22 protein-coding genes and 1 pseudogene are annotated in these 25,481 nt (G+C 62.4%); 9 read left to right on the top strand and 14 right to left on the bottom strand.

The genetic code is table 11. From position 1 onward, the window contains the following. Positions 1–7: 7 nt before the first annotated feature. Together ACCD07_RS03885 and ACCD07_RS03890 are read right to left on the bottom strand one after the other, a co-directional pair. Positions 8–937, bottom strand: coding sequence for a lipase secretion chaperone (locus ACCD07_RS03885; RefSeq protein ID WP_413446568.1), 930 nt, complete (start codon positions 935–937; stop codon positions 8–10). A 10-nt stretch (positions 938–947) separates the two neighbouring features. Beyond that, positions 948–1,862 (bottom strand): esterase/lipase family protein, encoded by a 915-nt coding sequence (locus ACCD07_RS03890; protein ID WP_176650411.1) that lies wholly within the window; start codon positions 1,860–1,862, stop codon positions 948–950. Positions 1,863–2,035: 173 nt separating this feature from the next. On the opposite strand from ACCD07_RS03890, the gene ACCD07_RS03895 reads away from it, so the two are divergent. After that, the gene (locus ACCD07_RS03895) at positions 2,036–2,716 is read left to right on the top strand and encodes a TetR/AcrR family transcriptional regulator (protein ID WP_413446569.1); all 681 of its coding nucleotides are present in this window, start codon (positions 2,036–2,038) and stop codon (positions 2,714–2,716) included. Here ACCD07_RS03895 and ACCD07_RS03900 read toward each other — a convergent pair. Beyond that, entirely contained in the window at positions 2,713–5,064 is a 2,352-nt protein-coding gene (locus ACCD07_RS03900; protein WP_413446570.1) for a penicillin-binding protein 1A, read from the bottom strand. The two genes, ACCD07_RS03895 and ACCD07_RS03900, sit on opposite strands and share 4 nt — an antisense overlap. Positions 5,065–5,245: 181 nt before the next feature. Here ACCD07_RS03900 and glpD point away from each other — a divergent pair, with 181 nt between their 5' ends. Continuing rightward, on the top strand, positions 5,246–6,775 hold the full coding sequence (gene glpD / locus ACCD07_RS03905) for a glycerol-3-phosphate dehydrogenase (RefSeq protein ID WP_413446571.1): 1,530 nt from the start codon (positions 5,246–5,248) through the stop codon (positions 6,773–6,775). A 46-nt stretch (positions 6,776–6,821) separates the two neighbouring features. Here the strand turns inward: glpD and ACCD07_RS03910 are convergent, their stop codons facing one another. After that, positions 6,822–8,324 (bottom strand): peptide MFS transporter, encoded by a 1,503-nt coding sequence (locus tag ACCD07_RS03910; RefSeq protein ID WP_353398041.1) that lies wholly within the window; start codon positions 8,322–8,324, stop codon positions 6,822–6,824. 260 nt (positions 8,325–8,584) lie between these two features. Here ACCD07_RS03910 and ppnN point away from each other — a divergent pair, with 260 nt between their 5' ends. Next, the gene (gene ppnN / locus ACCD07_RS03915; protein ID WP_176650415.1) at positions 8,585–9,955 is read left to right on the top strand and encodes a nucleotide 5'-monophosphate nucleosidase PpnN; all 1,371 of its coding nucleotides are present in this window, start codon (positions 8,585–8,587) and stop codon (positions 9,953–9,955) included. A 77-nt stretch (positions 9,956–10,032) separates the two neighbouring features. Here ppnN and adhP read toward each other — a convergent pair whose 3' ends face one another. After that, positions 10,033–11,070, bottom strand: coding sequence for an alcohol dehydrogenase AdhP (gene adhP / locus ACCD07_RS03920; RefSeq protein ID WP_413446572.1), 1,038 nt, complete (start codon positions 11,068–11,070; stop codon positions 10,033–10,035). A 308-nt stretch (positions 11,071–11,378) separates the two neighbouring features. Between adhP and ACCD07_RS03925 the strand changes: the two genes are divergently transcribed. Beyond that, a complete protein-coding gene (locus ACCD07_RS03925) occupies positions 11,379–11,840 on the top strand; it encodes a cache domain-containing protein (protein ID WP_413446573.1) in 462 nt (153 codons plus the stop codon). A gap of 49 nt (positions 11,841–11,889) precedes the next feature. Here the strand turns inward: ACCD07_RS03925 and ACCD07_RS03930 are convergent, their stop codons facing one another. From ACCD07_RS03930 to ACCD07_RS03955, 6 genes and pseudogenes are all read right to left on the bottom strand, one after another. Continuing rightward, a complete protein-coding gene (locus tag ACCD07_RS03930) occupies positions 11,890–13,359 on the bottom strand; it encodes an RAD55 family ATPase (RefSeq protein WP_413446574.1) in 1,470 nt (489 codons plus the stop codon). After that, positions 13,356–13,757 carry a hypothetical protein gene (locus ACCD07_RS03935; protein ID WP_413446575.1) on the bottom strand — a complete coding sequence of 134 codons (402 nt, stop codon included), beginning with the start codon at positions 13,755–13,757 and terminating at the stop codon, positions 13,356–13,358. Before ACCD07_RS03935 ends, ACCD07_RS03930 begins: the two co-directional genes overlap by 4 nt. A gap of 62 nt (positions 13,758–13,819) precedes the next feature. After that, positions 13,820–15,187, bottom strand: a complete 1,368-nt coding sequence (locus tag ACCD07_RS03940) for an ATP-binding protein (RefSeq protein ID WP_413446576.1) — start codon at positions 15,185–15,187, stop codon at positions 13,820–13,822. Positions 15,188–15,311: 124 nt separating this feature from the next. Continuing rightward, a complete protein-coding gene (locus ACCD07_RS03945; RefSeq protein WP_413446577.1) occupies positions 15,312–16,997 on the bottom strand; it encodes a putative bifunctional diguanylate cyclase/phosphodiesterase in 1,686 nt (561 codons plus the stop codon). Then, on the bottom strand, positions 16,978–17,442 hold the full coding sequence (locus ACCD07_RS03950; protein WP_413446578.1) for a hypothetical protein: 465 nt from the start codon (positions 17,440–17,442) through the stop codon (positions 16,978–16,980). The genes ACCD07_RS03945 and ACCD07_RS03950 overlap by 20 nt, the downstream gene beginning before the upstream one ends. Before the next feature lie 79 nt (positions 17,443–17,521). Beyond that, positions 17,522–18,016, bottom strand: a pseudogene (locus ACCD07_RS03955) (FxDxF family PEP-CTERM protein); the annotation flags it as partial. A 308-nt stretch (positions 18,017–18,324) separates the two neighbouring features. Between ACCD07_RS03955 and ACCD07_RS03960 the strand changes: the two are divergent. From ACCD07_RS03960 to ACCD07_RS03980, 5 genes are all read left to right on the top strand, one after another. Further along, positions 18,325–19,179 carry a Crp/Fnr family transcriptional regulator gene (locus tag ACCD07_RS03960; protein ID WP_413446579.1) on the top strand — a complete coding sequence of 285 codons (855 nt, stop codon included), beginning with the start codon at positions 18,325–18,327 and terminating at the stop codon, positions 19,177–19,179. Positions 19,180–19,262: 83 nt separating this feature from the next. Next, positions 19,263–19,469, top strand: a complete 207-nt coding sequence (locus tag ACCD07_RS03965) for a hypothetical protein (RefSeq protein WP_176650425.1) — start codon at positions 19,263–19,265, stop codon at positions 19,467–19,469. Positions 19,470–19,597: 128 nt separating this feature from the next. Continuing rightward, positions 19,598–20,326: a Crp/Fnr family transcriptional regulator gene (locus ACCD07_RS03970; RefSeq protein ID WP_353398059.1), complete on the top strand. Its 729-nt coding sequence runs from the start codon at positions 19,598–19,600 to the stop codon at positions 20,324–20,326. Continuing rightward, positions 20,323–22,041 (top strand): PAS domain-containing hybrid sensor histidine kinase/response regulator, encoded by a 1,719-nt coding sequence (locus tag ACCD07_RS03975; protein WP_353398062.1) that lies wholly within the window; start codon positions 20,323–20,325, stop codon positions 22,039–22,041. The genes ACCD07_RS03970 and ACCD07_RS03975 overlap by 4 nt, the downstream gene beginning before the upstream one ends. Then, the gene (locus ACCD07_RS03980; protein ID WP_353398065.1) at positions 22,038–22,853 is read left to right on the top strand and encodes a response regulator; all 816 of its coding nucleotides are present in this window, start codon (positions 22,038–22,040) and stop codon (positions 22,851–22,853) included. Before ACCD07_RS03975 ends, ACCD07_RS03980 begins: the two co-directional genes overlap by 4 nt. Positions 22,854–22,871: 18 nt before the next feature. On the opposite strand, the gene ACCD07_RS03985 is transcribed toward ACCD07_RS03980, so the two are convergent. From ACCD07_RS03985 to ACCD07_RS03995, 3 genes are all read right to left on the bottom strand, one after another. Next, positions 22,872–23,648 carry a substrate-binding periplasmic protein gene (locus ACCD07_RS03985; RefSeq protein ID WP_413446580.1) on the bottom strand — a complete coding sequence of 259 codons (777 nt, stop codon included), beginning with the start codon at positions 23,646–23,648 and terminating at the stop codon, positions 22,872–22,874. Positions 23,649–24,183: 535 nt separating this feature from the next. After that, positions 24,184–24,471, bottom strand: a complete 288-nt coding sequence (locus ACCD07_RS03990) for a hypothetical protein (RefSeq protein ID WP_413446581.1) — start codon at positions 24,469–24,471, stop codon at positions 24,184–24,186. 114 nt (positions 24,472–24,585) lie between these two features. Next, positions 24,586–25,191 (bottom strand): hypothetical protein, encoded by a 606-nt coding sequence (locus tag ACCD07_RS03995; protein WP_176650431.1) that lies wholly within the window; start codon positions 25,189–25,191, stop codon positions 24,586–24,588. Positions 25,192–25,481: the final 290 nt, after the last annotated feature.

Genomic DNA, 25,481 nt, shown 5'->3' on the forward strand with positions numbered 1-25,481 from the left:
CCAAGCATTATTCGTATGCTGCCAGCCGTTTCTGCTCGTCGCCGGTAAAGCCGCTGTCCCGCAGTTGCTGCAGTGCGGCGGGATCGGAGCGGTTTTGCTGCTGCAGTTGTTGCCGCTGCGCCTGGTAGGCGGCGATGCGGCGCTGCCAGTCGGCTTCCTCGCGGTCGACGTCGGCCAGCCGCGCGGCGGCTTCGGGCGACAGGGCGCTTGAGCGCATGCGGTAGATCTCATTGTCGCCAGCTCCTTGCGCGCGCGCCTGCGCCACCGATTCCTCCAACCGCAGCACCTTGGTCGGCGCTTCACGTTCCTCGCGTACTTTTTGCGGCAGCCGCGCGTCCAGCGCGGCGATGCGCTCCTTGCGCTGCGCGTCGGTCAGGCTCTTGTCGTTGTTGATTTCCAGCCGTGCCAGCGCATCGAGGTCGTAGGCGTCGGTCGCGCTGAAGAGGCCTTCGGCTTCCTCCGCGCTGAAGTAGGCAAGGCGCAGGCGGCGCATCGCGTCCATCCGCTGGCGCGCGCCCTGCGCCTGATCCGCCACCAGCGGGAGGCCGCGCTCGACGTCGACCAGCGCGCGCTTGTAGGCCAGGTAGGCGTCCAGCAACCGCCTGGCCTGCGCCGCCGGTTTCGCGCTCAGGCGGCGATCCAGCTCGCGGCCGATTTCGGTGCGTATCGCGTCCAGCGGCTTCTCGCCCAATCCCGCCAGGTAGTAGTCGAACAGGTAGGCCAGTTCGGCGTTGACGGCCAGCTTGTCGGCACCGTCCTGGCGGATATCGCCGTCGGGACGCGTGCCCTCCATCGAGCGCACAAACGCAAAATAATTAGCATCGGCGGGTTTGGCCGGCGCCGTTGGCGCCTCGTTGCGCGCCTGCGTCAGATACAGGCCGGCACCGAGGACGGCGGCCAGCGCCATGATCCACGACAGTTTTGCGTTTGTGTTCATTGCCCGCTCCTTACAGTCCCAGGCCCTGCAGGCGATTGGCCTGCTGGCGGAAGATGGTCACCGGGCTGGTCTCGAACAGATTGGTGATGCCGATCAGCTGATTGACTTCATCGAGATGGTTCAATGCGTAGTCGTCGCGGATCACGCGGCCCAGGTGGCTGGAGCAGCTGCTGACCAGGCCATCGTTCTTGGCGCCGTCGAAGGCGATCGCGGTCAGCGCCAGCACGGGATCGCTGGCGTCGAGCACATTGGTGTACGGCTGGGCGCCGCTCCACGAGAAGTAGGACACGCCGTTCACCTGGTACGCGCCTTCGCCGCAGGCGGACGTCGGCACGCCTTCCGGATGGCGGCTGTTGAACGCCAGCGTGCCGGCGGTGCTCAGCGAGGTCGCCGCCGCGCGCGCGTTCTGCGGCAAGGTCGGGCTGCCGGACAGGAAGCTGATCAAGCCCGATACCGCGTTGGCCAGGCTGTAGGTCACATTCGGCACGGCGCCGATCAGCACATCGGCCACCTTGGAGCCTTTGTTCACGCCGCCCACGCTGCTGACCGACGCCACCAGGTCCGGCCGCACCGATGCCACGTAGCGCGCGGTCGGGCCGCCATGGCTATGGCCGATCAGGTTGACCTTGGCGGCGCCGGTGGCGGCCAGGATCTGCTTGACCTGCACCAGCAGCTGCTCGCCGCGCACCTCGGTGCTGTTGGCCGCCGACACCGACGTCACATAGACGTCGGCGCCGCCGCTGCGCAGCGCCGAGGCGATGCCGTAGAAGTAGTCGACCGGGCCCACGCTGTCGAAGCCGAACAGGCCGTGCACCAGCACGATCGGGTATCTGGTCTGCGTGTAGCCGGCTGCCCAGGACGGGGCGGGCAGCGAGGTGAGGGCGATCAGACAGATCGCGACGATCTTCCAGAAGCGTTTTTGCATTTGTGGTCTCCGATTATTTTGTGATCCGGATATGCGTCCCGGTCAGTAAAATGTAGCACCGAGCCGTTGGCCTTGCAGTCCGCACGCTAGGCCTGCGGAGCCAAATTGCATTCCTGCTGAGCGGAGTTGTTTTCCTGCGCTATAATCGGACCAAAAATCACATCGAGACAACCTTGCAGGCACAATTCGACTTCCAACAATTCCAGGCGATGACGCCGCTGGACGGCGAAAATATCTGGGCCTATCTGCTCGACCACAATGCCGGGCGCATCACGGTCAAGCGCCGCAAACCTGCGCTGGAAAATCTGGAAAAGATATTCCGCGCCACCTTCAAGCTGGCCAACGACGTCGGCTTCCGCGCGATGAACCTGCGCGACCTGTGCCGAGAGACGGGGCTGTCGATGGGCGGCCTGTATGGCTACATCAGCGGCAAGGACCAACTGGCGGAAATGATCGAGGACGTGGTGCGCCACGCCACCCACGAAATGCCGCGCATGTTCGAGGACGTCACCGACCCGCTGGACAAGCTGGAAGCGCTGGTGCGGGCGTCGATCTACGTGTCGGAGATCTTGCAGCCGTGGTTCTACTTCGTCTTCATGGATTCGCGCGTGCTGCAGGCGGCTCAGCGCAACACGGCCAAGGAATCGGAGCTGCATGTGCAGGCGCTGATCGCCGGGGTGATCGCGCAGATGCCGCGGCGGGCGGAAGGCAAGCCGGAACTGCTGGCCGCGCACGTGATGGCCATGTTCCAGGATTGGTATGTGAAGCGCTGGAAGTACCGGGCTGCCGATGTCAGCCCGGACCAGTTTGCCGATAGTGCCGTGCGCATGATGCGCGGCTATCTCGCCCCTTAGTTAGATGGCGGCGGTGGTGGCGGTGGCGTTGCGCCCGTAGGCTGCGGCGTGACGTTCTCCGCTCCCGGCACCGCGTCGGCTTCGTCCATGTCCAGCGAGTGGCGCGCGGCGTCGCCGGTGAACTCGTCGTACAGCCATTCGCCGCCCACCTGGGTCAGGCCGGTCGGCACCTGGCGTTCTTGCGCCGGACGATTCTGCATCGCCACCTTCATGTAGTCGATCCAGATCGGCAGCGCCGCCGTCGCGCCGAACTCCTTGCCGCCCAGCGATTTGGAATCGTCAAAGCCCATCCACGACACCGCCACGATGCCGCCGCCGTAACCGGCGAACCAGCCGTCGACCGCGTCGTTGGAGGTGCCGGTCTTGCCGGCCAGGTCGGCGCGGCCAAGCTTGCCCACGGCCGCGCCGGTGCCCGAGCGCGTGACCTCGCGCAGCATGCCGTCGATGACAAAGGCATTGCGCGGATCGAGCACGCGGGCGTCGTCGGGCAGCGTGGTGCGCGGCTTGGCCTCGGAAATGAGCTTGCCGTTGCCGTCGACGATCTTGGCGATCAAATAGGGTTCCACCGTGTAGCCGCCGTTGGCAAATACGGCGTAGGCGCCGGCCAACTGGTTGGGCGTGACCGAGCCGGTGCCCAGCGTCATGGTCAGGTTTTTCGGATGCTTGGACAGGTCGAAGCCGAACTTGCCCAGGTAGTTATGCGCAAACGGCACGGTGATCGAACGCAGGATGCGCACCGACGCCACGTTCTTCGATTCCGCCAGCGCGCGGCGCATGGTGATGGGGCCGTCGAACTTGCCGTCGTCGTTTTTCGGGCTCCACGGCTCGTTGCCGGTCTCCGCGCCGGTCAGGTCCAGCGGCACGTCGTTGATCATCGTCGCCGGCGAGAAGCCTTTTTCCAGCGCCGCCGAATACACGAAAGGCTTGATCGACGAACCGGGCTGGCGCCAGGCCTGCGTCACGTGGTTGAACTTCTGCAGGTTGTAATCGAAGCCACCGACCATCGCATGGTAGGCGCCGCTGACCATGTCCATCGACACGAACGCCGCCGATACCTGCGGCACCTGGGTGATGCTCCAGGCCTTCTTGTCCTGCATGATGCGGATCACCGCGCCCGGACGCAGGCGCACAGTGTCCTTGGCCTTCTCGCTCAGCGCGTTGGACGCCAGTTTCAGGCCGTCGCCGGTGATGGTGATTTCCTCGCCAAACGGGTTCTGCACCTTGACCGCCTTGGGGCCCGCTTCCAGCACCACGGCCGGTATCAGGCGGTCGCTGCCCGGGCGGCGCTGCAGCGCTTCCTCGATGGCGTCGTCGCGCTCGTCCTCGCCGGCCGGCAGCGTGATGAAGGCTTCCGGGCCGCGGTAGCCGTGGCGCTGGTCGTAGTTCAACACATTGCGGCGCATCGACTCATAGGCGGCGTTCTGGTCGGCCTTCAGGATCGTCGTGTAGACGCTGATGCCCTTGGTGTACGAATCTTCCTTGAACTGCGCATACACCACCTGGCGCGCCAGCTCGGCCACGTACTCGGCGTGGGTGTCGAATTCCTGGCCCTTGTGGCTGACGTGCAGCGTCTCGTGCAGCGCCTTCTGGTACTGGTCTTCGGTGATGTAGTTCAGCTCGCGCATGGACTTCAGCACCACGTGCTGGCGTTGCTTGGCGCGCTTGGGATTGACGGCCGGGTTGTGGCGGGCGGGATTCTGCGGCAGGCCGGCCAGCATCGCCATCTCGGCGACATCGAGGTCCTTCAGCGACTTGCCGAAATAGACCTGCGCCGCCGCGCCGAAGCCGAACGAGCGCTGGCCCAGGTAGATCTGGTTCATGTACAGCTCGAGGATCTGTTCCTTGGTCAGCGCGGCCTCGATCTTATAGGCCAGCATGACTTCATTCAGTTTGCGGCCGTAGAACTTCTCGCGCGTGAGGAAGAAGTTGCGCGCCACCTGCATCGTGATGGTGGAGCCGCCCTGGCGCATGGCACCGCCCAGGTTGGCACGCGCGGCGCCCAGCGCGCGGCGCCAGTCGATACCATTATGTTCATAAAAACGCTTGTCCTCGATCGCCAGCACGGACTTCTTCATCATCTCGGGGATGTCCTTGATCGGCACGAAATCGCGGTGTTCCTCGCCGAATTCGCCGATCAGGGCGTTGTCGGCGGTGTAGATGCGCAGCGGGATCTTGGGCCGGTAGTCGGTGATGACGTCGAGCGACGGCAGGTTGGGGGCCACGTACAGCAGCAGGTAGCCCAGCAGCAGGGCGCCGGCCACCAGCGCGGCGACGCCGGCCAGGATGAAGCCGCGGATGGCATTACGGCGGGTGAGCCACTTGGTGAAATCGATGGGGGAAGCAGTCAAAACTCAGTCTCACGGTTGCATCGGTTACCGGATTATAGACCATCAAAATTTGGCCACACTTAAAGAGTAAGCAAGAAGAAAGTGTTATTTTCTGCAAATATGGCCGCTCAGCCCTATGACTAATGGTGATTTTGTCGTAACGTACTAGGTATCTATATCTATTTGCTCTACCGGGGAAGACATGGCGGAACCGCAGCACACTCTCGATTGCGATGTCCTGGTGGTGGGAGGCGGCATCAATGGCGCCGGCATCGCGCGCGATGCGGCGGGGCGGGGATTGTCGGTGGTGCTGTGCGAGAAGGACGACCTGGCTTCGCACACGTCGTCCGCTTCCACCAAGCTGATACACGGCGGCCTGCGCTATCTGGAGTACTACGAATTCAACCTGGTGCGCAAGGCGCTGATCGAGCGCGAAGTGCTGCTGCGCGCCGCGCCGCACATCATGTGGCCATTGCGCTTCGTGATGCCGCATGCCGAAGGCCAGCGCCCGGCGCTGATGATACGGGCCGGCCTGATGCTGTACGACCTGCTGGCCAAGCGCGAGCTGCTGCCCGCGTCGGCCGGCATCAACCTGCGCTGCCACCCGGCGGGCAAGCCGCTCAAGCCGGAATTCCGGCGCGGGTTTATCTATTCGGACGGCTGGGTCGACGACGCGCGGCTGGTGGTGCTGAACGCCATCGACGCCTGCGAGAAGGGCGCGACCATCCTGACCCAGACCGCCTGCACCGCGCTGGTGCGCAAGACCGGCGGCTGGGAGGCGGCGCTGCACAAGGCCGGCTGCGGCGACATCCGCGTCAATGCCCGCTTCGTGGTCAACGCGGCCGGGCCGTGGACGGCGGACTTCCTGCATGCGGCGGTGCCGAAGGAGGGCGGCGGCCACCTGCGGCTGATCAAGGGCAGCCATATCATCGTCAGGCGCATCTTCGAGCATGACAATGCCTACATCTTCCAGCACCGCGACGGCCGCATCGTGTTCGCCATTCCGTATGAGCGCGACTTTACGCTGATCGGCACCACCGATCTCGATTATCACGGCGACGCCAACCAGGTCGCCATCAGCGCGGATGAAATCTCCTACCTGTGCCAGCTGGCCAGCGAGTATTTCGTCCAGCCCATCGTGCCGGACGACGTGGTGTGGACCTACTCGGGCGTGCGTCCGCTGGTGGAGGATGGCGCGGACGCCAAGGCCGTCACCCGCGACTACCGGCTGGAGGTCGACAGCGACGGCGCACCCATCCTCAGCGTTTTCGGCGGCAAGATCACCACCTTCCGCAAGCTGGCCGAGGAGGCGGTCGACCAGATCGCCAAGACGCTGGGCAACCGCCACGGCGGCTGGACCCACAACGCCTGCCTGCCGGGCGGCGACTTGTTCGGCGCAGAGCCGCAGAACCGTTCGGTCAAGGAATTCGACACCTGGGTGAACGGGGTCTGCGCCCGCTACAGCTGGCTGCCGCCGTTGCTGGCGATGCGCTATGCCCGCGCGTACGGCACGCGCATCCACACGCTGCTGGCGCAGAAAGAGGGCATTGAAACGATGGGCGACGAGATCGCGCCGGGTCTGTACGCGGCGGAAGTGGAATACCTGCGCCGCTACGAATGGGCGCGCACCGCGCAGGACATCCTGTGGCGGCGCTCGAAACTGGGCCTGCACCTGCCGCAGGACGCCGGCGACACGCTGCAAGCCTGGCTGCTTGCGCATCCGATCAAATAAAAAAAACGGCGCTTGAATCAAGCGCCGTTTTTCATAGTCTGGCTTTTTATTTCACGCCGTGCATCAGCTTCTGGATCAACGGTGCGAGCAGGAACAGCAGCACGCCGCCCGCCATCAGCGACCAGAAGCCGAAGGTGTAGCCGGACAGCGCCGACGTCACCGACATGCCGCTTTCGCCGCTGACCGCCGAGGCGAAGATGCCCGACAGGTTGTTGCCGATACCGGTAGACAGGAACCAGCCGCCCATGCCCAGGCCCACCAGGCGGGTAGGCGCCAGCTTGGTCACCATCGACAGGCCGATAGGCGACAGGCACAGTTCACCGACCGATTGCAGCACGTAGACCATGAACAGGGTCCAGAACGGGATCTTGTTGTCGATATCGACCAGCATCGACAGCGCGTACATCAGCAGGCCGAAGGCCGAGCCGTTGAACAGCAGGCCCAGGCCGAATTTGCGCGGGATCGAAGGGTTGTTCTTGCCCAGCATGACCCAGATGAAGGCGATCACCGGAGCGAAGGCGATAATCGCCAGCGAGTTCACGGTCTGGAACCACGCCACCGGGAAGATCCAGTCGCCGAACATCTTGCGGTTGATGATGTTCTCGGCCAGGAAGGTGAACGAGCTGCCCGCCTGCTCGAAGAACATCCAGAACATGATATTGAAGAAGAAGATCACCAGCATGGCGATGACCTTGTCGCGCGCCACTTTGCCGTTCCTGATCCCTTCGACCATCAGCATCACCGACAGCAGCACGAACAGCACCGACAGCACGGCCTGCAGCTTGTTGGCGCCGGCGGCCAGCAGGAAGTACACGACCGGAATCACGAACAGCGAACCGACGATCACGTACAGCAGGCGCTTCGGATCGGCGTTGGACGCATCCGGGGCGCCGATGCCTTTGAGGTTGCGGCGGCCGATGAAGAACCACACAAGGCTGATCAACATGCCGACGCCGGCCGACATGAACACCACTTTGTAAGCGGGCATGCCGTTGTGGCCGAAGACGGTGGCAGCCAGCCACTCGGTCAGCACCGGTGCGACCAGCGCGCCGGAGTTGATGCCCATGTAGAAAATGGTGAAGCCGGAGTCGCGGCGGGTATCGGCCACGCTATACAGCTTGCCGACCATGGTCGAGATGTTCGGCTTGAACATGCCGTTGCCGACGATGATGGTGGCCAGGCCGAACTGGAACACGGTCTCGTTGGGGAATGCGATCATGAACAGGCCGGCCGACATGAAGGCGGCGCCGACCAGGATCGAGCGCTGGTAGCCCAATACGCGGTCGGCGACATAGCCGCCGAACAGCGCGGCGGCGTACACCAGCGCGAGGTAGGAGCCGTACACGAGGTTGGCGGCGGATTGGCCGGATGGGTCGCCGTTGTGGAACTGGGCGACGACATAGAGCACGAGTGCCCAGCGGATGCCGTAGAACGCGAAGCGCTCCCAGAATTCTGTCATGAACAACATCCACAGCGGAGCAGGGTGGCCCATGATCTGCTTGAATTCGGGAATGGCGACTTCCGTATTGGTGGTGGTAGCACCGCTCATGCGGCTTCTCCTAATTTTATGGATCTGTGAAAAGGGGATCGAGACTCCCTTGTGGGGAATCCAAATTGGGCGCCATTTTAATCTACAAACGGTTCCTGTCCAGCTTTTTGAGGCCTGTCCTGCACGATTGTGTCAATTGTGCTAATAAATGTGGTGATTCCCGCTATTGCAATCTCCGACCCAAAAAGTGCCGAGTTGTCGTATATTGGCGCTGCAGGCTTACCTGTTATGCATCGAATTTGAATAAGGATTTACGCATCATGGAACATGACGTTGTCGATACCCTGATTTCGCCCGAAGGCCAGCTGGAGGTCCTTTCGAAGGCGGAAGTGAACAAGCTGCTCGACACTAGCCAGGGCGGCCTCTATAACATCTTCCGCAATTGCGCACTGGCCGTGCTCAATTGCGGCAGCACTATCGACGATGGAAAGGAACTGCTGGAACGGTATAAATCGTTTGACATCAGCATCGTGCAGCGCGAGCGCGGCATCAAGCTCGATATCAAGGGGGCGCCGGCGATCGCTTTCGTCGACGGCAAAATGATCAAGGGCATCCACGAACACCTGTTCGCGGTGCTGCGCGATATTGTCTTCGTCAGCAATGAGGTGACCGACAATCCCAAGTTCGACATGAGCGCCACCGAAGGCATCACCGACTCGGTGTTCCACATTCTGCGCAACGCGGGTGTGCTCAAGCCTATGCTCAATCCTAACCTGGTGGTGTGCTGGGGCGGCCATTCGATCAACCGCGCCGAGTACAACTACTCGAAGGAAGTCGGCTATCAGATGGGCTTGCGCGACCTGGACATCTGCACCGGCTGCGGCCCGGGCGCGATGAAGGGCCCGATGAAGGGCGCCACCATCGGCCACGCCAAGCAGCGCCTGCACAAGGGGCGCTACCTGGGCATCTCGGAGCCGGGCATCATCGCGGCCGAATCGCCGAACCCGATCGTCAATGAACTGGTCATTATGCCGGATATCGAAAAGCGGCTGGAAGCGTTCGTGCGCACCGGCCACGGCATCGTCGTGTTCCCGGGCGGCGCGGGGACGGCCGAGGAGATCCTCTATATATTGGGCATCCTGCTGCACCCGGATAACGCGGACATCCCGTTCCCGCTGGTGTTCACCGGTCCGGAGACGTCGCGCGAGTACTTCGTGCAGATCAACCAGTTCATCCACGACACGCTGGGACCGGAGGCGCAGCAGCGCTACAAGATCATCATCGACGATCCGGAACTGGTGGCGCGCGAGATGCAGGCCGGAATCAAGCAGGTGCGCGAGTTCCGCAAATCCCGCAGCGACGCCTACTACTACAACTGGGGCCTGAAGATCGATCAGGAATTCCAGAAGCCGTTCGCGCCGACGCACGAGAACATGCGCAACCTGAGCCTGCACAAGAACCAGGAAGTGCACATGCTGGCGGCCAATCTGCGCCGGGCGTTTTCGGGCGTGGTGGCCGGCAACGTCAAGGACGAGGGCATCCGCGCCATCGAGAAGTTCGGCCACTTTGAAATACACGGCGACAAGGAGATCATGGGCCCGATGGACGCGCTGCTGGCATCGTTCGTGGCCCAGCACCGCATGAAGCTGGCCGGCAAGCAGTACACGCCTTGCTACCGCGTGATCCAGTAGGCGCGCGCTCAAGGTGTGCATGCTGAAAAAATGCCGCCCCCGGGCGGCATTTTTGTGCTCGGGCGTGGCGATCGATGTCAATGCGGCTTTGCGGCAAAGTCGAGCACGATGCGACCTTCGATATCGCCCTCACGCATGCGCTGGAAAACATGGTTGATATTGTCAAGGCTATCGGTGGCGACTGTCGCCTTGACCTTGCCCTCGGCGGCGAAAATCAACGACTCCTGCAAATCAAGCCGCGTGCCGACGATCGAGCCGCGTACGGTGATGCCGCCCAGCACCATGTCAAATATCGGCAGGGGGAAATCGCCCGGCGGCAGGCCGTTTAACGAGACCGTGCCGCCGCGGCGCACCATGCCCAGGGCTTGAGAGAAGGCGATCGGCGAGACGGCGGTCACCAGCACGCCATGCGCGCCGCCGATCTCTTTTTTGACCATGGCCGCCGGGTCCGTGGTCTTCGCGTTGATCGTCAGGGCGGCGCCCAAACGTCGGGCCAGCGCCAGTTTGTTGTCGTCGATATCGACCGCGGCCACATTGAGTCCCATGGCGCGGGCATATTGGACCGCCATATGGCCGAGGCCGCCAATTCCTGAGATGACCACCCAGTCGCCGGGTTTGGTATCGGTCATTTTCAAGCCCTTGTAGACCGTGACGCCGGCGCACAGAATGGGCGCGATATCGATGAAACCTATATCCTTCGGCAAGTGGCCGACGTAGTCGGCATCGGCCAGCGCGTATTCCGCGAATCCTCCGTTGACCGAATAGCCGGTATTTTGCTGCGACTCGCACAATGTCTCCCAGCCGCCCAGGCAATGCGTGCAGTGCCCGCAGGCCGAATACAGCCACGGAATGCCGACCCGGTCGCCGCTTTTGACATGCTTGACGCCGGCCCCGACCTCGACCACATAGCCCACCCCCTCGTGTCCGGGAATGAACGGCGGCGTCGGCTTGACCGGCCAGTCGCCTTGAGCGGCGTGCAGGTCCGTATGACAAACCCCGCAGGCCTCGATCTTGACGAGGATCTGTCCGGCCCCCGGCGTCGGCACCGCGACGTCCTCGATTTGCAGCGGCTGGCCGAACGCGCGCACCACCGCAGCCTTCATCATTTTGCCCATTGCTCACTCCTGTTGGAATATCTGATCTGATGTGGGACTGCTGGTATTCATACTATGAATCGACGCCCGAAAAACCTTTGATCTGGATCAAAATCATCCCCATCTTTTCAAGCTGGCCCTCACACGGCGTCGTGTGGGAATCCGGAACGCTCCGTGGCATCAGGCTGGCTTTTCGCACAAATCGCGCCGCCGCTGTTGGTAAAACGGCCTACAATATCAAGCACTTGGCCGCGGTTGAGGAGGGCGCGCGCGATGGCATGGGAATTGCGAAGTACCGGACCACCATTAAAACAACCAAGGAGACATGCATGCGCAAATTTTTCTACCTGGCCCTGGCCATCCTTACCTTCAGCCTGAGCACCAGCAGCTGGGCGGCCGATTCCCACGGCACCCCCGAAGAGGCGGTGGCAATGGTGAACCGGGCCATCGCCGCCATCAAGACCGACGGGTTCGACAAGGTCGTTGCCGAGATCAACGAGGGCAAGCCGGGCCGTTTCAGGGACCGTGACCTCTACATCACGATCAACGACTTAAACGCGAAGAATATCGCGCACGGCGCCAATCCCAAGATGCAGGGCAAGGATTTGATCGAACTGAAGGATGCCGACGGCAAGTACTTCATGCGCGAGCGCATCCAGTTGGCCGTGGCGAAGGGCAAGGGCTGGCAGGACTATAAATTCGTCAATCCGGTGAGCAAGCAGATCGAAGCCAAGTCGATGTATTTCGAGCGGTATGGAGATCACATCATCAACTGCGGCATCTACAAGTAGACAGCGGAAACCCAGCCTGGCCGCCGGCGCCGAGCCGGCGGACGCCAGGCTAAGGCTGGTCTGCGTGGGGCAGCGTGGCCACCTCCGGGCGGCCGGTCAGTATGCCGACATACCGGGTCAGCGGCTCGCGAATGACGATGCCGTCGGAGGTGATGTCAAAAAAGCGGATCTCCTTGCTATGGTCGCTGGCGCGTATCTTGATTACTGAAATCACACGCTTGAACTCGCCCTCCAGTTCAACGTAACGCTGCATGACGATGGCATCGGCCAGGAAGGCGTTGCCGTAGGAGCTGAAGCGCAGCATCTCGTAGCGGTCTTCCAGTTCGGCCGTCATCAGCACGGTCACGCCCATCGCCGTCAGCACCGCCACCATGCGGTACAGCGATTCGCGGAAATCGTCGCGGAACGACGACGCCAGCGCCAGCTCGAAGCCGGACAGCGAATCGATCACCACCCGCTTGGCCTGCATGCGCTTGATCATGCTGACCAGGTCGTGCAGGATCTCGTCGATCGACAGGTCCAAGGTGCGGGTATTGATGACGCCGACCTGACCGCTCTCGATCAGCGTGTTCAAGTGGTGGCTGAGCAGCTGGTTTGGACTCTTCTCGAACGCCGCGATCACGCCGGTCTCGCCGTTGCGCACGCCCTCGGCCAGGAACTGCGTGGCCAGCACCGACTTGCCCGATCCCGAAGGCCCGACCAACAGCAACGAATAACCGGCCGGCACGCCGCCGTCCATCATCGCATCGAGCTCCGGCACGCCCATCGACAGCCGCTGCTGGCCGTCGATAGTGACTTTGGCGGTGGTGGCGCCGAGCATCGCGCGCGGGAAGATATCGACGCCGCTGTCGCTGATGCGGAAGGTGTGCACGCCCAGGCTCTGCGCCTGGCCGCGCATCTTGACCACCTGGATCTTGCGCACCAGCGCGTCGCGGTGCACCAGCTGCGACATCCAGATGATGCCGTCGGCCACGGTAAACACCGGGCTCGACTCCGCCTCCGGCGCCAGGTATTCGCCGATCAGGAAGGTGGTCGCCAGCCAGCTGGTCATCTGCATGCCCAGCTGCTGCACAAAGTGCTGCAGGCCGGCGGCGCCGCGGTCCACACCCTGCGCCGATTGCACCACCGAGCGGAACGAATCGACAAACACCAGGCTCGGCGCGAAATTGCGCACCTCGTCGGCGATGCGCGCCAGCACGCGGTCGAAATCGCCGTCCAGCAGGTCGGACGCCAGGTTGACGAACTTGATCGACTGGTTGACCTTGCTGACGTCGAAGAACGGGAACTGCTGCTGGTAGCGCAGCATTTTCAGCGGCGGCTCGCCCAGCACGGTGAAGAACAGCGCGCGCCGGTTCGGGTTGGCCAGCGAAAACATGATCTGGTGCGCCATCGTGGTCTTGCCGCTGCCTGGTGTGCCCGCCAGCAAATTGAATGAAAATTCCGGAATGCCGCCGCCCAGCAGTTCGTCCAACCCCGGCACACCCGTCGCCAGGCGCTGAATGTTGACTTTATTGCTCATTGTTGAATTCCCTTAGCGGCAGTGGCCGCAGTATCCTGGCCCCAGGCCGATCGAAGTATGGCAGTGGTCAATGACTCGCCGATCAGTTGGATCAGCGTGTCGGTGAAAGTAGTGAGCAGGGCGATGCTGGCGGTGCCCGCGGGCATCTGCTCCTGGCCCTCCAGGCTGGCCCTGAGTTTCTCGAAGCGCGGGTCGGCACCCTCGGCCAGCCACGGATGCTCCACCCGCACCATGTGGATGCTGCGCGCATACAGCGTGTCGAAACCGCTGTGCCCGATAATGGCGACCAGTTCGATGGCCAGCCGTTCCCATAACACGATGGTGTCGGCCTTGGCGGTCTCGGGGCGGCGCATCACGTTGCGCTCGATCATCTGGTACCGTTCGTCGTTAGTCGCCATAATTAAGTATCAATACAGTAAAGCGATCAGTATGGTTGCCGCTTGCGGGCCGCTGCGGGCCGTCAGTGTACATGCAGCTCTATCAGTGCCAGCAGCATGTCGATCGCCACCGGCTTGACCAGATAGTGATCGAAGCCGCTGCGGATGGCGCGCGCGCGGTCTTGCGGCTGGTTGTAGCCGGATGTGGCAATGAAAAACGGCGCCTTGCCCGGCAGGCCTGCGCGGATGCGCTCGACGACGACAAAGCCGTCCAGGCTGGGCAGCCCGATGTCGCAGATGACCAGGTCGAAGTGTCCCGCCAGCGCCAGTTCCACCGCGTCGGCGCCGTCGTGGCACGGCACCACCGTATGGCCGCCCAGTTCCAGCAGCAGGCACAGCGTTTCGGCGGCGTCCAGATTGTCCTCGACCAGCAGGATATGCAGCGGGCGCGGGGTGGGCAGCCGCGGCAAGGGCAGGGCGGGCGCCGTGGCGACTTCGGTGCTCAGCGGCAGCAGCACGGTAAAGGTGCTGCCGAAGCCTATGCCGTCGCTGTGCACGCGCGCCGTGCCGCCATGCATTTCGACCAGCGAACGCACCAGCGTCAAGCCTATGCCCAGTCCGCCTTGTGCCCGGTCCAGCGACTGCAGGCCTTGTGTGAACAGGTCGAAGATGAACGGCTGCAGCTCGGCCGCGATACCCATGCCGTGGTCGCTCACCGAAATCTGCACCATGTTGCCCACCACTTGCGCGGCCAGCACAATGACCTCGTGCTCCGGCGAGAACTTGGAAGCGTTGTTGAGCAGGTTGGAAAACACCTGCGCCAGCCGCATGCGGTCGCCATAGACCAGCACCCGGATCGGCGGCAGCACGATCCTCAACTGCTGCTGCCGGGCGTCGAGCCGTTGCTGGCTGCCTTCCGCCGCCAGCGCCACGATGTCCTCGAGCAGCAGCGCGGATTTGTCCAGGCCTATCTTGCCGCTGCTGATGCGCGAGGCGTCGAGCAGGTCGTCGATCAGGCGCGTCATATGGCTCATCTGGCGTTCGATGATGGCGTGCAGGCGCGGCAATTCGGGATTGCCGCCGGTCAGCTTGCCCAGCAAGGTATTGGCGTAGGCAATGGGTTGCAGCGGATTGCGCAGTTCGTGCGCCAGCATCGACAGGAAGTTGGTCTGGCGCTGCATCGACGCTTCCGCGTTGGCTTGCTTGTCCTGCGCGCTGAACGTCGCCAGCACCAGGTGCTCGTTCGCCTCGCGCAGCTGTATCACATGGCTCTCCAGCGTTTGCGCGCTGGTATGCTGCTGCTGCAGCAGCTCCAGCTGCATCAGCAGCTGGGCAATCAGGGCGCGCAGGTCGCCGAGCTCCTTGTCATGCAAGGCTTGCAGGTAGCGTTCGTCCCGCTCGGCTGGTGCCGGCGATGCGGCAGCTGCATCGGATTCCGCATTGTCATTCATGATGGGACAGGCCAGTCTTGATAAGTAAATCGGAACCACGCGGCGCACCACTATGACGGCACAGTCTCACACCATACTCCGGATTGCCCTTCAGCGGGGGAAATACCGGGCATGGCTGGCTGTTTTAACTGTCCAGGCCCTGCCTGAGCAGCGCGGCAAATCCGGGTGCGGGCAACGGCTTGCTGAACAGATAGCCCTGGCCTTCGTCGCAATGGTGGGCGCGCAGAAAATTCAGCTGCGAAGTTTCCTCCACGCCTTCGGCCACCACCCGCTGGCCCAGGCTGCTTCCCATCGCGATCACGGCACCGACGATGATGCCGTCGCCCGGCGCCGTACTGATGTCGCGCACGAAGGACTGGTCGATCTTCAGGACGTCGATGGGAAACCGGTTCAGATAGCTGAGGCTGGAATAGCCGGTGCCGAAGTCGTCGATGGCCAGCACGACGCCGATTTCCTTCAGCTCGCGCAGGATGGCGGTGCTGGCGCCGGCGTCACGCATCAGCACGCCTTCGGTGATCTCCAGCTCCAGGCAGGCCGGCTCCAGTCCGCTCTCGGCCAGGATGGCGCGCAGCGCGTCGGCGAAGCCGTCGGTGCGGAATTCCAGCGCGGAGATGTTGACCGCCACGATGCCGGGATCGAGCCCGACTTGCTTCCAACGTGAAATCTGCATGCATGCTTCGCGCAACACCCATTGCCCGATGGGCACAATCAGGCCGCAATCCTCGGCCACCGGGATGAAGCGTGCCGGCGCCACCGCGCCCAGTTCGGGATGCGACCAGCGCAGCAGCGCCTCAGCGCCGGTGATGGCGCCGCTGGCCAGGTTGACGCGCGGCTGGTAGTGCAGCTCGAACTCGCCCAGTTTCAGCGCGCGGTGCAGATCGGCCTCGGTGCGCTGGCGTTCGACCGCGCGCAGATTCATTTCGGGCCGGTAGAAGTACCAGCGGTTGCGGCCGCTGTGCTTGCCGTAGTACATGGCGACGTCGGCGTTGCGTATCAGCGTCTCGGCGTCCTCGCCGTCGTCCGGGTACATGCTGATCCCTATCGTGCCGCCGATATGCGCCGTTTCGCCGTCGAGCAGGTACGGCTCGGCGATCGCCAGGCACAGCTTGTCGGCCAGCTCGGACACCGCGCGCTCGTTTGCCACGTCGGCCAGCAGCACGACGAATTCGTCGCCGCCCTGCCTGCTGGCGGTGTCGCTGGCGCGCAGCACCGACAGCAGCCGCCGGCCGACCGATTGCAGCAGCAGGTCGCCGACCGCATGTCCCAGCGAATCGTTGATCACCTTGAACCGGTCGAGGTCGATAAACAGCACGGCCATCCGGCTTTGCTGGCGCCTGGCCATGGCAATCGCCAGCGCCAACCGTTCCATCAGCAAGATGCGGTTGGGCAGGTCGGTCAGGAAGTCATGGTGGGCCATGTAGCCCATGTGCTCCTTGGCGCGCTGCACCGTCTCCATCATGGCCTGGGCGCCCAGCGTGGCGATCACCAGATGGGCGTTGGCCCGTCGCAGCTTGATGATGTGGCGCTCCAGTGCGCGCTTGATGCGCCGGGCTTCGCGTTCGCCTTGTTCCCGGGCCGCAAGATGCTTGTGGCGCAGTGCGAGCGCCTGTTCGCGCTGCTGCAGGTCGGCGTCATGGCGGTCCGCCGCCTGCTCCCGCGCGCTGACCAGCGTCTCGCGCCTGGCCAATTGACGCTCGCCGCCGGCCAGCATGACTGCGCGGGCGCGGCCTGTGGCGCGCCGGTCATGCGCGCTGCCGTGCTCGCCGGAGCGACGCTCCGTGACCGGGGGATCACCGGTGTTTGTGTTCATCTTGCTCCTCTGGTTCAGATTGGGCGGGAAGGGATAGGGGTTTGCCATCGGGATGGCGCAGCAGGTCGCGCCAGGCCGCCTCGAGCACGCCGCCCGCTAGCGGTTCGCCGATCAGTATCAGCAGCAGGTCGTGGAAGGTGCCGAACAAGGCGCGGCTTGCCGCCAGCCCGTCCCGAGGTTCACGTTCGGACAATTGCGCGCCGAGCGTGTCGAAGCAGCGCGGCGGCGAACTGCGCGCGGGGGCTTTCAGCAGCCACGGAAAGGTCGTGCCGCAAATGTCGATGCAGCGGTTAAACAGCGCGATAAGGCCGCGGTCGCCGACTATCGGCATCAGCTCGTCTGCGATGGCGGCCCAGAGTTGAACCGAACGCCGGGCCAGCAGCAGGGAGTGATCCGTTTCCAGCCACATCAGGACGGCTTGCGGGTGGTACTTGTCAGCTGTCATGATTTATCCATCAAAAAACGCGACAGCAGGTGAATTCGCCGCCTAACAAAAACCGCTCGGGAGAGCGGTTTTGTCTGGATCAGATCGCTGTTTTTCCGGACTTCTTGCGGCGGGCCACCACGCCCAGCAAACCGAAGCCTGCCAGCATCATGGCATACGTTTCCGGCTCCGGCACGCCCGACACCAGTGCCACGCCGTAGGCGCCGCCGCTGCTGCCATCGGCCATGCCGGTGACCACCAGGTGGTAGGTGCCGGGCAGGGTGAGGCCGATGTCGTAGCTCACGTTATTGCCGGGGAAGGTGCCGTACCAGGTGGTGCTTGCCGCCGCGGTGCCGCCCCAGACCGAGTAGCTCAGGCCATCGATGTTAAACACATCCAGCGCCTGCAGCTTGACGTTGAGCGCGTTGGCCGACGCGCCCAGGCTGCCGGTGCTGACGATGAAGTCGATGGTGTCGGTGAATGCGGCCGCATCATGGATGAATACATGGCCGTAAGGCGCCGCCGGGCTGATGGGCAGGACGCCGGCATCGAATGTGATGTCGTTGGCCGACGCGGCGCCGCTGATCGCCAGCCAGGCCAGTGCGGCCATTGCAAATTTTGTTTTCATTTTTACTTCCCCAAAGAAAAACTTAATGACCCGGACACCGGGTGGAGGTGTTACACCGGCAGGCAGCGGAACCGAGGCACCCCCGCAGCTCCGCATGCCGCCGTTACTGCATCGTGACGTCCGCCGATAAACGCCTCTGTGGGTTTCCGCACAAAAATTCAATGTTGTTTTTATGTCTTTTAAAAAAGATAATGTTCGGAGACGCACAGACCTGCGGCACAGGAACTGGCAGCCTGAGCAATCGAAATCTTGAAGTCAGGGAACCGAACATGCCCATGCACAATGTATCCCCGCACAAGAACCGCTTGCTTGCGGTGCTTGGTGCGGCGGAATTCGGCAGGTTGGCGCCTCACCTGGAACTGGTCGTGCTGGCTCAGGGCGACGTGCTGTACCACTGCGGGGGCCAGCTGACGCATGTCTATTTCCCCACCACGGCCATCGTCTCCATTCAATACGAGCTCGAGGATGGCGGGGCGCTGGAGATCGCCAGCGTCGGCAACGAGGGGGTGCTGGGCATATCGCTGTTCATGGGCGGGGCCACCACGCCCAACCGGGCGATCGTGCACAGCGGCGGCTACGGATATCGCCTGCGGGCGGGCTTGTTGCTGGAGGAGTTTCACCGCAAGGGCGCGCTGTTTGATTTGCTGCTGCGCTACACCCAGGCGCTGATGACGCAAATGTCGCAAACCGCGGTCTGCAACAGCCATCACTCGACCGTCCAGCGGCTCTGCCGCTGGCTGCTGCAGACGCTGGACCATTCGCGCACCAGCGAGCTGGTGGTGACCCAGGAGGCGCTGGGGGCCATCCTGGGCGTGCGGCGCGAAGGGATCACCGAAGCGGCCGGCCGTCTGCAAACGCTCGGGCTCATCAGCTGCAGGCGCGGCCATATACGCGTATTGACGCGAGACGGGCTGGAGCGGCATGTCTGTGAGTGCTATGGCGTGATACGTCGCGAATCCGCACGGCTGCTGGCGCCGGCACCGCCACCGGAAGCAAGGCCGGCCTACTGGCAAAAGCGCAACGACACCCGCACCCGCCGCACCGGTCGCGTGGAGCGGCGCAGCCAGCCGCAGCACGACGACGATGCGGTGGTGCTGGACGACGCCCAGTTCCTGTTTATTTTTCCCTGAGAGGGCGCGCCGGCGGGCTGCGCCTGCAGAACATCCCGGCGCACGAATGCCTGTTACGATGAGCTTTCCGCTACGGAGGTGCTATGTCGATTTATCGTCCGGAAGGACAGTCCGAATTTACCGACCTGGCCACGGCCCTGGCCGAAGAACATGCCGCGGTGCATGAGTTGGCGCAGTGCGCCAAGATCGAGGTCTACCACCTGCTGGCGGCCGAACTGTTCGAACGGGTCACGGCGGCCCACAGCAAAACGATGGCGGCATTCAAGAAGATCGAGCCCTTCAAACAGTGATACGCACTGGCCGCGCGGTCTTACCATAAACCTATATTTCTTTATATGTGTTACGCTGCGGGACGGTCATCGTTTACCGTCTTAGCCTAACGCCTAGTTGACGACTGGAAAACAAGGAACGTTTTTCCATGCGTCTGAACGACCCCAATCAAAACCATTTGCTGGCAGCGCTGCTCGATGCCGAATTTCATCGGTTGTCGCCCCATCTTGAACCGATCATGATGCGCCTGGGCGACGTGCTGTATGAGTCCGGCGGCCAGCTCAATTACGTGTACTTCCCGACTTCGGCCATCGTCTCGCTGCACTACGTGCTGGAGAACGGCAGCTCGTCCGAGATCGCCGGCGTCGGCAACGAGGGCATCCTCGGCATCTCGCTGTTCATGGGCGGCAATACGACGCCGAGCCGGGCCGTGGTGCAGACCGCCGGCCACGGCTACCGCCTCAAGTCGCACATCCTGATGGAGGAGTTCAACCGCGCCGGGCCGGTCATGCGCCTGCTGCTGCGCTACACCCAGGCCTTGATCACGCAGATGTCGCAGACCGCGATCTGCAACCGCCACCACACGGTGGACCAGCAGCTGTGCCGCTGGCTGCTGCTGACCCTGGACCGCCTGCCGACCAGCGAGCTGACCATGACCCAGGAACTGATCGCCAGCATGCTGGGCGTGCGGCGCGAAGGCGTGACGGTGGCCGCCGGTCGCCTGCAGAGCCAGGGCTATATCAGCAGCCGGCGCGGCCATATCTCCGTGCTGGACCGCGTCGGTCTCGAAGCGGATGTCTGCGAGTGCTATGAAGTGGTCAAAAAAGAATTCGCCCGCCTGATGTCGGACGTACGTCAACGCCAGGGAGTGAAATGAAATCCGTCCGACCATCCGCAGCGCCGCTGCTCAAGGCCGATGCGCTGCAATTGGCCATCCATAACAGCGCCAATTTTTCCAGCATCGCCACCGACGCCCAGGGCGTGATCCAGATCTTCAATGTCGGCGCCGAGCGCATGCTGGGCTATAGCGCCTCCGAGGTGGTGAACCAGATCACGCCGGCCGGCATCTCCGACGCGCAGGAAATCGTGGCGCGGGCGGCCGCGCTCAGCGTCGAGGTCGGCATGACCATCCGGCCGGGCTTCGAGGCGCTGGTGTTCAAGGCCTCGCGCGGCATCGAGGACATCTACGAACTGACCTATATCCGCAAGGACGGCAGCCGTTTCCCGGCGATCGTCTCGGTCAGCCCACTGCGCGACGCCGACGAAAAAGTCATCGGCTACTTGCTGATGGGGACGGACAACACGGCCCGCAAGCGGGTCGAGCAGGAGCAGGCGCTGCTGGCCCAGCGGCTGCACGAACAACAGCTGGCGCTGCAGGAAACCAACGTCGAACTGGAGGCGGCGCGCGCGCTGGCCGAGACCGCCAACCGCGCCAAGTCGGAATTCCTGTCTGCCATGAGCCATGAGCTGCGCACGCCGCTGAACGCGGTGCTGGGCTTTGCGCAATTGCTGGCGTCCGACAAGCCGCCGCCGAGCCCGTCGCAACAGCGCTCGCTGGACCAGATCCTCAAGGGCGGCTGGTATCTGCTGCAGTTGATCAACGAGATCCTCGACCTGGCCATGATCGAATCGGGCAAGGTGACGATGTCGCAGGAATCGATGGGCTTGTCGGAAGTGCTCAAGGATTGCCAGGCGCTGATCGGGCCGCAGGCGGAGAAGCGCGGCATCCGGCTGTTCTTCGCGCCGATGAGCGAGCCGTTCTTCGTCCACGCCGACCGCACGCGCGTCAAGCAGGTGATGATCAACCTGCTTTCCAACGCCATCAAATACAACCGCCGCGACGGCATGGTGACGGTCGAGTGCACGGCGGCCAGCGACGGCATGGTGCGCGTCAGCGTGACCGATACCGGTGCCGGCCTGTCCCAGGAACAAGTCGAACAATTGTTCCAGCCCTTTAACCGCCTGGGCCAGGAGGACGGCGCGGAAGAGGGCACCGGCATCGGCTTGGTCGTGACCAAGCAGCTGACCGAGCTGATGGGCGGCGTCATCGGCGTGCACAGCGAGATCGGCGTCGGCACCACCTTCTGGATCGAGCTGGCCGCCAGCAGCGAGCCGGTGCTGGAAATCGCGGCGTTCGGGCGTCCTCTGTCGCTGCGCGACTTCGACAGCGCGCCGCTGAAGACGCTGCTGTACATCGAAGACAACCCGGCCAACCTGAGCCTGGTGGAGCAACTGGTGCTGCGGCGCAGCGACCTCAAGCTGTTGACCGCCATTGACGGCTATGCCGGCATCGAGCTGGCGCGCACCTACCAGCCCGATGTGATCCTGATGGACATCAACCTGCCCGGCGTCAGCGGCTTCGGCTGCCTGAAGATATTGCAGGACGATCCGACCACCGAGCACATTCCGGTGGTGGCCTTGTCCGCCAACGCGATGGCGCGCGACATAGAAAAAGGCGTGGACGCGGGCTTCTTCCGCTATCTGACCAAGCCGATCAATGTAGTCCAGTTCATGAGCGCGCTGGATCTGGCGCTTGAATTCGCCGCAACGCACGGCAGCCTGCATCCAAATACCGAGGGACCCGCATCATGATAGAACCAGCCGAAATGCTTGCCGCCGAGATCCTGATCGTCGACGACCAGGAAGCCAACGTGATGCTGCTGGAACAGATGCTGGCCAACGCCGGTTATACCAACGTCAGCAGCACCATGGATCCGTTCGCCGTGTGTGAGCTGCATCGCCGCCATCACTATGACCTGATCCTGCTGGACCTGCAAATGCCGGGCATGGATGGCTTTGCGGTGCTGGAAGCGCTGCACGACATCGAACCGGACGGCTATGTGCCGGTGCTGGTGGTCACCGCCCAGCCCAATCACAAGCTGCGCGCGCTGCAGGCCGGCGCCAAGGACTTTGTCGGCAAGCCGTTCGAGCTGATCGAAGTGGAGACGCGCATCCACAACATGCTGGAGGTGCGCCTGCTGCACCGCAAGCTGCGGCGCTACAACCAGCAGTTGGAATACACGGTCCTGGAGCGCACGGCGCAGTTGCGCGCGAGCGAGGCGCGCTTCCAGCGCTTCGCCGAATTGTCGACCGACTGGTACTGGGAACAGGATGCTGAAGGAACGCTCAGCAACTGGTCCGGCCCGGTGGCGGACATGGTGGGCATAGGCGGCCGCGATACCGGTGGATGGGATATCGCCGAGCGCGCGCTGCTGGAATCGAATATCGCCGACCGCAAGCCGTTCCTCGATTTCGTCTACAGCCGCACCACCGCAGCCGGCGTGGTCCAGTATCTGCAGGTCAGCGGCGAGCCGATGTTCGACGAGGCCAGCCGCTTTGTCGGCTATCGCGGCGTCGGCCGCGATGTCACGGCGATGGCGGCGATGTTTGCCCGTTCGCCCTGAGCGATCACGGCGCGGCGCTCATTTAGCCAGTTGCTCGGCGCGGGGCGCGTAGTTGTCGTAGCCGTAGTTGCCGTAGATGCGCCTGACCGTGCCGTCGCGGTGCATGGCGCGCAGCAGCGCGTTCAGGCGCGCGACCTCGTGGTTGTCCATCGCCTTGTTGCAGGCCATGTACATGTCGTAGTGGGCGAAGGTGAGCACCGCCTCGACGTCGGTGATGCCCATCTCGCGCATCATGTACAGGCCGGGCAGACGGCCTTCCGACCATAGCTGGATGCGCTGCATCTTCAGCTTGGGCCCATTGGTGCGGTTGTACGGGACGATGCTCAGCTTGAGCTGGTTCTCGCGCAGCAGCGGGATCACGGCGTCGCCGATGATGGTGCCGACTGTGTAGGGGCGGGCATCGGCCAGGCTGGCGAGCGTGATATGGTCTTCGCGGCGCGCATACATCACCCATTCATTGCGGCCTATCGGGCCGACCCACGCATAATTGGCTTCGCGTTCCGGCGTGCGCGCCATCGAGAACAGGCAGCTGTTGGCGTTCTTGTTGGTCAGCGCCATCGCGCGGGCCCAGGGCATCACGGCCGCGGCGCTGACCGGGATTTCAGCGCGCCGCATCAGCTCAACGACGATGTCGTGCGACAGCCCGGTGGCGGTGCCGGTGGCCTTGTCGTTCCAGTTGAAGGGTGGGTATTCTTCGGTGTAGAGCGTCACCATGTCCGTCGCGTGCGCGGCGAGGCATGCGGCTGCCGTCACCAGCGCCGCACCAAGGCGTAGCAGCGTATGGCGGCGAGCCATGTCGCTTCCTTTCCATTTAATAGTCGGTGTTCTGAAGACTACTCGCTTTATCGAGGGCGGTCGAGCAAAAAGGTTCTTGGCAGATTACTTGTAGTAGGCAAAATTTAACCTGACGCGATACGGGCTCGACCGGTTGAATCCGCAGTCGGGAACTGCCAGCTATGGGGATACCCAGTGCGTTTTTTTTAATATAGTTCCAGTCGAACCAACTTCAACTGACCATGCCTCAAACCCTTTAAGTATCGGATGTTCCCACCAAAGCCGTCTCACACATGGGAGACGGCACGGTTCGGATGCGTACCTAAAAAAAGGAGAGGTAAAGGTCTCGACAACATCAGGTGTGCCGAGTTTTTTTACTGCATTGTTTTCTGGGGCACCATCATCGATCAACTCAAACTCCCGCTCCGTTTCAGCAACCCGGTAGGTACATGCAGAAATCCCGCAGAGAATAACTGCGCTGACAGCTAACGAAATGTATCTAATCTCCACTATCCACCTCTGAAATTCAAGGTCTGCTGCTGGCCGTAGGCTGCCCTCAGCCCGGCATTCCGTCAAAGTTCGTATTGCGCTCCTTGATTTGAGCGTAACAGAAATCGCATACTACTTTGAAGTTGTTAAACTCCCTGAACGCTTCGGTCATCTCCTCTTCTTGCAGGAAGAGCTGCTCACACTCGTCGCACCAAGCTTGCAAATCGTTGGGGTCAGAGCTGTTCTCGACAAAGCCAACGATGCGGTCACGGATGTTGACTTGGTGGCAGCAGACAACTGCTGGTGTTCGGCTTCCATGAGTTCCGCATTTGATTAACGATTTATCATCCGGCATTTTTTCTCTCGATTTTCTCAGTCTGCTTTTGGCCGACCTCAGCCGATCAAAATATTATTTATCAAGTGATGTACACGCTCAAACATAGCGCGATCACGGGTGACAAAGAACAGGTTAGACCACCGAGACGTGGCATCCTACATGGTGGAGTTCGGGATTCCCCAGTCCGTTTTCGGCATCGGCAAGCCATTCGGTGGGGGACATCACCTTGCCCCAGTTATACACTTTCCCTCCGACATCGCGGTAGACCCAATGCACCAATTCATTTTTACTGTTCATGATCCCCAGGATGCCTTGTCCGCCAGGATCGGCATCGGCAGTCAGGGTTGCCGTTGGTATGCCGCATATCACCTGCAGGTAAAGTGTCAGCGCTTCCGGTGTCATCGCGCATTGGAAACGATTGCTGTCTCCAATTACTCGCTGTTGGCGTACGAACCGATCAGCAAAAAGCATGAAACTCGCAATACCATGACGCATGACAGGCGACTGGAGTCGCCTGTTCAATACTTCGAGGTCCGGAAGCAGGTCGGTCCGGAACGCGCACACGTATTTCAGAAATGTCAGCACCTCAACCAATAGGCCCAGCCGAATGGCGTGCGGGGTTTTCGTGTCGATCCGGTTCCGCAAGCGTACGTCCGAAGTGTAGAGGTGAGTTAGAGCAGACGTGAAGCCGCATATTCCCCACGTCGAGTTGTACTTGCTGATGCTTTCCGCCGGCATAATGTCTCCTTTCCATGAAACTGCATTGTTCGATCACTGATGCCCACGCACTGAGTTCATCCACACTTCACGATAATCTAGCAAGCACGTCTATCACTTCGGCTTAGGTACATCATCAAGTCATACGACATGCGAATCTCCAAAGAGTAATTGCACGGGGGTGTTTATTCTTGTCTGCTGCTGGCCGAACTCGGCCGACGGCGTTCAGGATAGCAGCTTGCTTATCTGCAAAACTCACGAATTCTCACTTCAGGCTGAAGCCGCTCCGTTGCGGACGGTCGAGAATTGAA

It is taken from the genome of Duganella sp. Dugasp56, from assembly GCF_047304105.1.
GTDB lineage: Bacteria > Pseudomonadota > Gammaproteobacteria > Burkholderiales > Burkholderiaceae_D > Rugamonas > Rugamonas hordei.